The 9,668-nt window shown below is 35.6% G+C and carries 5 protein-coding genes; all 5 read right to left on the bottom strand.

Annotated elements, in window-relative coordinates; all coding sequences use genetic code 11:
* Positions 1-7: 7 nt before the first annotated feature.
* The 5 genes from EVJ48_07565 to EVJ48_07585 all read right to left on the bottom strand — a co-directional run bounded on the left by EVJ48_07565 (position 8) and on the right by EVJ48_07585 (position 9,538).
* Positions 8-1,174: an HlyD family secretion protein gene (locus EVJ48_07565; protein RZV38190.1), complete on the bottom strand. Its 1,167-nt coding sequence runs from the start codon at positions 1,172-1,174 to the stop codon at positions 8-10.
* Between the two features lie 108 nt (positions 1,175-1,282).
* Positions 1,283-2,719 (bottom strand): TolC family protein, encoded by a 1,437-nt coding sequence (locus tag EVJ48_07570; GenBank protein ID RZV38191.1) that lies wholly within the window; start codon positions 2,717-2,719, stop codon positions 1,283-1,285.
* A gap of 174 nt (positions 2,720-2,893) precedes the next feature.
* Positions 2,894-3,598, bottom strand: coding sequence for a ubiquinone/menaquinone biosynthesis methyltransferase (locus EVJ48_07575; GenBank protein RZV38192.1), 705 nt, complete (start codon positions 3,596-3,598; stop codon positions 2,894-2,896).
* A gap of 351 nt (positions 3,599-3,949) precedes the next feature.
* Positions 3,950-6,679: a bifunctional diguanylate cyclase/phosphodiesterase gene (locus EVJ48_07580; GenBank protein RZV38193.1), complete on the bottom strand. Its 2,730-nt coding sequence runs from the start codon at positions 6,677-6,679 to the stop codon at positions 3,950-3,952.
* 57 nt (positions 6,680-6,736) lie between these two features.
* On the bottom strand, positions 6,737-9,538 hold the full coding sequence (locus tag EVJ48_07585; GenBank protein RZV38194.1) for a PAS domain S-box protein: 2,802 nt from the start codon (positions 9,536-9,538) through the stop codon (positions 6,737-6,739).
* Between the last annotated feature and the right edge of the window lie 130 nt (positions 9,539-9,668).

Genomic DNA, 9,668 nt, shown 5'->3' on the forward strand with positions numbered 1-9,668 from the left:
AAAGTATTTATTTTCCGGATTTACCGGCCGTATTTATAGTTACTTCGACCATCATGCCGGGCTTTAAAAGATGATTTTTGTCGTTTAATATCTCAATCCTGACGGGAAGCCTGTGCGTTACTTTTGTAAATGTTCCCGAAGGGTTATTTGTAGGAATTAATGCAAATTTAGAGGTCGTAACCGAACCTACGAATTTAACCGTACCTCTAAAAACTTTTCCTGGAAAAGAGTCTACCGTAATAGTAACAGGGTCTCCTTTTTTAACGTTACCTATGACTGTTTCTTTTACGTTCGCAGTTACCCAGACGCGCTTCAAATTATTTTCCATAACTATAGGTGTACTCGGCGTAACATATTCGCCTGCGTAAGACATTTTTTCGGTTATGACGCCGTTTATAGGCGAATATATAAAAGTATTTTTATAGTTGGCGAGAGCAACTTTATAAGCGGCTTGAGCTACCTTAACTGCCTTTTCTATAGGAATAAGCGTCGTCAGTTTGTTTGCGTAAGAAACGCTCTTTATATATCTGGATTCCACATAATTTCTTCTTGCGGTTCTAAGTGCCGACTGAGCCGATATAAAAGCCTGTCTTGAAATTAGATACTGGGTATCAAGGGTATCGAACTGTTCTTTTGTTATAAACTGTTTATTTAAAAGGGCAAGTCCCCTCAAATAATTTTTTTTGGCAAGTATATACGATAATTTTGCTTTATGGAGATTTGCCGAAGCAGTCGTATAAGACAGCCTGTTAATGTAGTATGCGTTATAAGAGTTTCCTATGAATTGCGCAACATTACCTCCGGCGCTAAATAGTTTTGCCTTTGCAAGTTTATAATTTTCTTTAGCCTGAAGCATTTCGGGATAATACGTCGAATCATTAATGCGGGCTATAAGCTCGCCTTTTTTAACTATTTCGTTTTTATGTACGTAAACTGCTTTTATATTGCCCGGAACCATAGTGCTTATTGAGACTATATGTCCGTCAACCTCGGCATCTTCCGTATATACGTGGGTAAGCCCGAAAATATACCATCTTAGTACGAATATACCGCCTATAATTGCAATTAAAAGTATAATAGAAGCGGTAATAATATTTTTTTTGGTAAATTTGCTGTCAGCTTCTTTTAAAGAGTCGTTTTGCGCCGTTTCGGCTTTTTCGTTTTCTCCGTTCATTCAGAACCACCCGATTAATTATTTATTCGTTATTTATTGAATTGGTTAATTGATTATTAAATTACATAAATTACATATTATTTTGAATTTCTATAAAATATCTTAAATTTAGTTAAATTTATCGATTTTCATATCTATAAGTTTTCTTTTAAAAGAACCGATAAGTCTTTTTAAATCCAAAACGGATTCGTAATAATCGAGCTTTGCCGAAAGCAGATTATGCCTCGCCCTCGTAAGTTCCGCAAGCGCAGTAACAACGTCGACGCTTGTAGCCACTCCTGCTTTAAATTCTTCTTCTACAAGGGTAAAATTTTTAGAAGCAAATTTTTCTTCGTGCCTAAGAGTACCGACCTGCGATTTTAAACTTTTTACGTTATAGAACATCGATATTACCTGAGCTTTAAGATTTCTCTTTTCCTGAAGCGTATCATACATAGCTTCGTTTGCCTCGGAACGCGTCTTTTCTATGGAAATAATCCTATTAGCGCCCTGAAATATAGGCATAGTCAAGGTAGCGCCGGCCGTCCAAAAATTAGTAGAACCCGCCGGAATAAAGTGGCTGTTTGACAAAGCGTTGTATGAAGCCGAAAAATTTATTTTCGGAATATACTGGGACTCGTAATACGCCGTCTGGTCGGATGCCGATTTTTGGGCAAATTTCAGGGACTTCAAACCGGGGTTGTTATTATATGCAAGAACGATTAATTTGCGAAGTTCGGTTTTTTTAAACAGGGGCTGTTTAGGCTTAGTCGTTATAAAATGGCGGCTGACGCCCAGCAGGGAAGCAAGCGCCGCCTTATCCGATTTTAACTTATTTTTAGCGCTTATAAGCTCCTGCTTTGCAGCATAAAACTGAGATTTTGCCTGCAGAAGGTCGGTTATAATAGCAAGTCCCGCGTTAAGCTTTGCGGTAGTAAGCTCAAGATGGGCTTTTGCTTCTTTAAACGTTTTATGGTCTGCTTTTATTAAGCTTACGTCGTTTAAAACGGTATAATAATCAACCGCTACGCTGTAAAGAGTGCCTGCGGAAACGTTATTAAGAGACATTTTAGAAGACTTTTCCTTATTTTCCGCCGCCATATAAGCCGGAATAGCGCCGACGTTAAACAGAGGTTCGTTTAACGTAAAACTATACTGGTAGTTAGGAAAAAAGAATAAAAATATATTACCCATAAGCGGCGCAAACTGCGTCGGAACCGGAGCCGAATTTTTATGCATTCTCTGGTCGGTATATTTAAGCGAAATATCCGGCAAAACCATACCTATGGCAGACCATTTTAAAAGTGACGACTGATAATAGCTTTCTTTTGCGGCTTTTATGGTGTCGTTGCGGTTAACGGCAAGCTTATAAGCTTCGTTCAATGTAATCAGCCTGCCCGAATGTCTGACCGGTTTAAGATAGAATGCGTATGCGCCTTTGGCGGCAAAAGGAGATAAAAATGAAGCCGTAAAATAGACGGCGGCAAATACGATTATAAGTATCGTTTTAATCGAATATTTATATATATATCTATCTGCATATTTAATGCAACTTTTAATTTTCATGATTTTATTTGATTTATTTTTCTTTTTATCAGGTCTTTATTTTCTGCTTTTTTTCATCGTATATTTTTATTATAATGACTTAATAGTCATAAGTCAATATTTTTTATACAGCTTGTTATTTTATTTTTATTCATAATTATTACGGCTTATTATAAAAAAATTATATAAAGTTATTTAACTTTTTATTCCGGTAATTATAAAGCCGATATGGAAAGGAAGATTTTTAATCTTTAAGTCTTTAAATCTTTTTTCGCCTAGTATTTTAAGCATTTTTTTTCTGTCGAACGCCAGTATGCTGTATGTAAGCCATTCATATGCTTTTTTATCTATAAAAGAGCCTATTAATCTTATAAAAATAAAATATATTTTAAAGAAAATATTGAAAAAATTATTCTCCGGCCTGCCCATTTCCAGTATAATAAATTTGCCTCCTTTTTTTAAAACTCTTCTCAGCTCGTCGGAAAATGTTTCTACGTCGTCCACGTTCCTCAGCAAAAAACCTGCGGTAACTACGTCATAGGCGCATCCCGGTTCGACTAAATCCATGGCGTCCTCTACTTTAAAACAAATATTGTTTATCTTTTTCTTTTTAATCTTATTTTCGGCGATATTGACCATATCGGCATTAAAATCTACGCCGACTATCTCGACATGTTTATTTGCGGCTTTTGCTTTTCTGGATATATCTATGGCAATAGAACCCGTTCCCGTAGCGACATCGAGAATTCTGTAATCGCCTAAATTACCGTTATCCGAGGAAACCGCTTCTTTTGCTACTTCGAGACGCCAAAGCCCGTCGATTCCGAAACTGAATACATGCCCCCAGAAATCATATACTTCGGCTATAGAGGTAAAAATGTTATTTATTTTTTCCGACATATTAATTAATAAACTTAATAGCTATTATATAAAAAAAGAAAAAACCGGTTTAAAACAGAAAAAGCATAACTGCATTCACAGAAAATATAAAACACGGCGCCGTCAACCCTTTTTTATAAACCCGTCCGCATCTTCGCCGTCCGCATACCGGTGACCCCCCAAGACTTATCGTTACCGCCGTTACATATTTGAATATATGGTTTTCAATTGTATTTTTTAAACTTAAATTATCTTAAACGGATTCTTTCATGAACTTACGATTTCTTTGATATTATTTTTTTTATTATAGCATATTTTTTAATTTACGAAATATTCGTTTAATATTATTCGTTTAATATTTTTATTAATTTTTTATGCTTTTAAAAACTCTAAAATTTCATTTTCGGGAACGGGTTTTGAAAATAAATACCCCTGAACGATATCGCATCCGAAAGATTTTAATATTTTTAACTGTTCTTCGGTTTCCACACCTTCGCTGATAGTCTTCATGCCCAGATTTGAAGCCAGAACCACGACGGTATTCACTATTGCAGAATCTTTGAAATTTTCCATCATTCCTCTTATAAACGAAATATCTATCTTGATAAAATCCGCCGGTATATTCTTTATATAAGATAAAGAGGAATAACCCGTGCCGAAATCGTCCAATGAAATCTTAATCCCCTTTTCTTTAAAAATATTTAATATTTTAACGGCGTAATCTAAATTTTTTATAAACAGGCCTTCCGTTATTTCAACGGTTAGCAATGACGGCGGGATTCCGTATCTATCCAATGCGGAAACAATCATTTCGACTAACCCTTCTTTTTTAAAACTGGCAGGCGATATATTCATGGAAACGGGCACGATGTTAAATCCGCTTTCTTTCCACTCTTTTAAGCTCCTGCAGATATTATCTATTAAAAACTCCTCGAACTGCCTTATAAACCCCATCTTCTCGATGAGAGGGATAAACTTAACGGGAGATATAATGCCGGTATCTTTATTGTTCCATCTTGCCAGAGCCTCCATGCCTTTTATTTTGCCTGTTTTTATGTCGAAGTAGGGCTGGTAATAGATTAAAAACTCATTATTTTTAAATGCGTTTATTATGCTATTTTTCATAACTAAAAATTCCGATGCCTGAACGTTCATAGGCTCTTTAAAAAATTCATATTCTCCTTCCCCCTGCTCTTTTGCGCTCAGAAGCGCAATACTCGCCGTTCTCAATAAATCTTCAGCATTTTTCCCGTCGTCGGGAAAGATAGATATCCCCATGGTAAAAGAAACGTTGAACGGTTCGGGCTTGACTTTGCGGTTTTCTATTGCAGATTCGGACGCTGGTCGTTCTTCGATATGCAGAGGATTTTTAAATTCTTCTTTGAGCCTGTTAATTATCTGTAAAATATCTTCTTTATTTTGTAAATTAACAAATAGTATTCCAAACTGATCCCCTCCTATCCTTGCAATTATATCTCCGTCTTTCGTGACATTATTTAATCTTTTTGAAAAACTTTGCAAAAGTTTGTCTCCGGTATCGTATCCGTAAGTATTGTTAATATAGGATAATTTATATAAATCAATTATTATAAGAGAAATGTTCAGTTCTTTCTCTTTATATCCCCTGGTATTAAGATAAGTATCAATGGTAAGGGTAAAGAGATTCTTATTTGGAAGTTTGGTTAAAGGGTCATAAAACGAGATATATTTTACTTCTTCTTCTAATCTCTTTTCTCGCGTTATATCTTTAGATATTGATACAAAATTTGTAATTTTAGAATCTTCTTTATTTTTGATAGGAACTATTGTTGCATCTAAAGTAAATAATTCGCCGTTTTTTCTTTTATCTGTCAAAATAACTTTAAAAACTTTTCCTGAATTTATCGTATCCCAGAAAGTTTTATAAACTTCGGCGCTATACAATCCTGATTGAAAAATTCTCGGATTTTTCCCTATTAACTCTTCTTTTTTATATCCGCTTATATTTTCTACGCCGCCATTAACATATTCTATATTTCCAAGACTATCGGTTACCATCATCCAATCAGGGCTGTTTTCTATTGCTGTATATAGAGTGCGCATCCATTTTTCGTTTGCCGTTTTTTCGGTTATGTCCAAAATTATTACTAATAAACACTGTTTGTTATTTAATGTAATTATGGCTATATAAGGTTGGACTATTTTTATTTCACCGTTTTTAAGTTTATGCTGAAAAATAGTAACTCCGCCCCCCTCTGCCGCCATCGTTTTTCTGAAAATTTTAAGTTCTTGAGGGGTGTTGGAAACATTTATCCTGCTTATATCCATATTTAGCAAATCTTCTCTTGAATAACCGTAAAATTTTATGGCGGCATCATTGGCATCAATAAAACGACCGGTTTCAATATCAACAATAAAAGAAGGAAGCGGCAGATTATAGAAAAAAGACTCGAATTTTTGTTCATTTTTTAATAAAATTTTCCGAGATTTATTAAAGTAATAAAAAAATAAAATTAAAAACAATATGATGACAAACGTAACCGCTATAAATGCATAAATAGCGATGTTAATATCCCGTTTAAATTCCGATTTCGTATCTTTGATAATATTTGAGGTAGGCAAATGACAGAGATAAAGGGTATGTTTTAAAAAAAGCTTATACGATATTCTTGACGATATATATTTAGGGTATTTTATAATTATTTTGAGAATCGGCTTGCCGATATTTTTCCATTGAAAGTATGATTTATTAAAATATAATATAATTTGACGGTTATTCTTTAAAAGGTCGCTGTTTTTTTTGATAAATACGTCAAGTTCTTTGTACTGTTTATCCGTCTTTTTTAAATTAAGGCCTAAGTTATTTAGAACTTTTTTAAGATGTGTTTTTTGGAGCGGCGAATCCTTTAAACTCCCGTAATATATGGACTTGACTACCCCGCTTTTAACAAGGTCTATATCTTTATTTAATTTCGTTATTTTTAGTAAAAGTTCTGAATGGAAAGCGGAAGTTTTTTTAACGGAAACAGGGCCGAAATATAATAAAATGCCGGCGAACAGCAAAACAGCGGTTAAAAATAAGCCCTCTATAATATATATCGTTCTATTGTTTTTCAATATCATAAAGCCTCCTTTTATTGCTTTATTATTTCTTACCAGAACTTTATACTGCTTATATACTTATACTATACATACCCTGTTCCTTCCGCCCTGTTTGGCCTTATACAGTGCGCCGTCAACCCTTTTTATAAACCCGTCCGCATCTTCGCCGTCCGCATACCGGCCGACCCCGAGACTTATCGTTACCGAAGTTGCATATTTAAATATACGGTTTTCGACCGTCTTTCTTATTCTTTCGGCAATATTTTCCGCATCATTAATATCCGTTTCCGGCATTATGACCATAAACTCCTCCCCGCCGTATCGTGCAAGGATATCGGTATCCCTCAGGGCTGTTCCGACGAGCGCGGTTAATTCGCTGAGAACGGAATCGCCTGCCTGATGGCCGAAGTTATCGTTTATCTCTTTAAACCTGTCTATGTCGAACATTACTAAAGACAGCGGTCTTTTATATCTGGCAGCTATTTTGATCAGTCTTTCCAAAGAGCTTTTAAACTTCCTTCTGTTAAAGATGCCGGTAAGGTCGTCTTTCTCGGAAATATTTTTATAAGATTCTTTTTCTTTTTCGAGCTGTTTTCTTAATTGGACTAATTCGGTAATGTCGGTAAAAGTTGCAATTCTTACTCTTTTCCCTTTATATAATGCCGAACCTGCATAAATATACATCCATAATTCTTCGCCGGTTTTTTTAAATACTTTAAACGTGACGTAATGCTTATAATCTATATCGACAAGACCTTTTTTAATCGCGTCTTTTGCGGTTTTTTTATGTTCTTCGGCTAATATATCCCAGAAAAACATATTTTTTAATTCTTCTTCGGAGTAGCCTAATTTTGCCTGCAATGCCGGATTTGCGTATATAAATTTTTCCGTATGCATATCAAGCCCCTCCGGCATATTATCCGCTAAAGTCCTGAACAATTCTTCGGAGTCTTTAAGTTTGTCTTCTAAAAGCTTTTTCTCCGTGATATCGTATAAAGTCCAAATCGCTGCGTCCTGACCGTTTATGCTGACCGGCGAACCTGACATCTCGCACCATATAGCCGTTCCGTCTTTGCGTTTAAAATAAATAGGCGAAATAGTAGCGGTTTTTTTCTCTAAGAAAATATTTTTATAAAATTCTCCTACTCGGTTATATTCTTCGTCGTCAAAATAAAGGAGCCTGGCCGACTGCCCAAGCAGTTCGTCTTTGCTTCCGTAACCGAATATCTCCGCAAACCTGTTATTTAGGTTTATGTAAAGCCTGTTCTGGTCGGTAATCGATATTCCTGCTATCGTGTTGTTTAGAATGGCTTCCTGCGCCGCCATAAGTTCATGTTCGCGGATTAAAACGTCTATTCTGTCTAGCCCCCTGGATATGTTTTTGGCTATTTCTTCGAGCAGGGTTTTCAGGTCTTCGTCGAATATGTTTTCCTCATAATGATATACTCCGAACAATCCCCAAATTTTACCGTTTCGGTAAACCGGCAAATTAGCGGCTGATTCTATGCCGAAGCGTTCGGCGCGTTCTTTCCAAGGCGATAAAAAAGGCGAACCCATAAAAGACTGTGCATAATGCATTTTACCTTCCCGCCATGTTCTGCCTGATATAGCTTGACCCTCGGGAATGTCTGGATTTACGGAAATAAAAATTCCGTCAAGATAACCTGTTTCGCCGGCCGATGCAAGAAACCGGAGTTTTTCATCCTCATCAGGCGTTCCAATATATGTAAGTTTAAGACGGGCATATTTAACGGCAAGTTCGCAAACGGATTTAAGCATCTCTTTTTCGTCAGCGCTTTCCGCGATTGTTTGATTTATCATGGCCAGAGCCGCATTAAAATTAAATAATCGTTCTACTCGTTTTTGCGCTTTTATTTTTTCGGTAATATCCGTTATAATAGCCTGAACGTAAGGTTTATTGTCGTATATAATACCGGAGATATGCGCTTCAACATCCCTTATCTCTCCGTTTTTGAGTTTATGTTTAAAAATAGCAAAATTATAGCCCTCGTTTAAGGATTTTGCCATGAAATCTATCTTCTCTTCAATCGATATAAACGGATTTATAACGGCAATAGTCATATGCGTAAATTCTTCTTTAGAATAGCCGTAAAACTCTACTGCTTTTTTATTTGCGTCTATAATAAGACCGGATTCGACGTTAACGATTAACGACGGAACGGGGAGTTTACTAAAAAATGTTTTCAATCTTTGTTCGCTTTTTCTGACGATGAATAATTTACTAAAATAATATGCGAGTAAAATTCCAACCATTATTATGATAATGGTTCCGAGGATAAATACGAAAAAGTACATATTAATAATATATTTGAAATATGATAACGCTTCCAAAGCTGGCGCCATTGACGGCATAATCGAGGAAGATACCGGCATAAGAATATATTTTGAAAAAAGTCTGTATGACGTTATCGGGGCAATATATACTGGATACTTTATAAAGTTTTTAATGTCGGGCTTACCGAAGGTTTCCCATTGAAAATAAGATTTTTCAAATATTTTTACGATTTTGGGGTCGTAATTAGCATACGGCGCTGTTTTTTTAATAAATGCTGCGGTATTTTTATATCCTGAATCTATTTTTCCTACAAGTATTTCTGTTTTATTTAAAGTCTGTTTTAATTTATAGCGGTAATTTAAAGGCTTAACTTTTTCGTAATATATAATCAGTCGCGTCTTTGTTTTAAGGCGTTCTATATTTTTGTTTATCTTCATAAATTTTAAATGGAGTTTTGTATTGCAGACGATAGAATGCCTTAAGGGAACAAGCCCGAACCGCCATATTGAAACGGCTGAGGTTAAAACCATTATAAAAAACAAAGCTCCCAGAACGTAAGTGATTTTATTTTTTATAAAGCACATAAGTCGGGGGGGGGGGGGGGGGGGGGAGAAAAATCTCCCGAGCAGGATTTGTATATGTTTTTTTGTTTCTATTTTTTCTCTCTTCTCTCTCTCCTTTTCTCATAATTATATTTAACTCCCCCCTCCCTCC

The organism is Candidatus Acidulodesulfobacterium acidiphilum (genome assembly GCA_008534395.1).
GTDB classification, from domain to species: Bacteria; SZUA-79; SZUA-79; order Acidulodesulfobacterales; family Acidulodesulfobacteraceae; genus Acidulodesulfobacterium_A; species Acidulodesulfobacterium_A acidiphilum.

What these genes read in the sequence shown, in the direction of transcription:
- EVJ48_07565 (RZV38190.1), bottom strand. Translation starts at nt 1,174, where the DNA reads ATGAACGGAGAAAACGAAAAAGCCGAAACGGCGCAAAACGACTCTTTA.
- EVJ48_07570 (RZV38191.1), bottom strand. Translation starts at nt 2,719, where the DNA reads ATGAAAATTAAAAGTTGCATTAAATATGCAGATAGATATATATATAAA.
- EVJ48_07575 (RZV38192.1), bottom strand. Translation starts at nt 3,598, where the DNA reads ATGTCGGAAAAAATAAATAACATTTTTACCTCTATAGCCGAAGTATAT.
- EVJ48_07580 (RZV38193.1), bottom strand. Translation starts at nt 6,679, where the DNA reads ATGATATTGAAAAACAATAGAACGATATATATTATAGAGGGCTTATTT.
- EVJ48_07585 (RZV38194.1), bottom strand. Translation starts at nt 9,538, where the DNA reads ATGTGCTTTATAAAAAATAAAATCACTTACGTTCTGGGAGCTTTGTTT.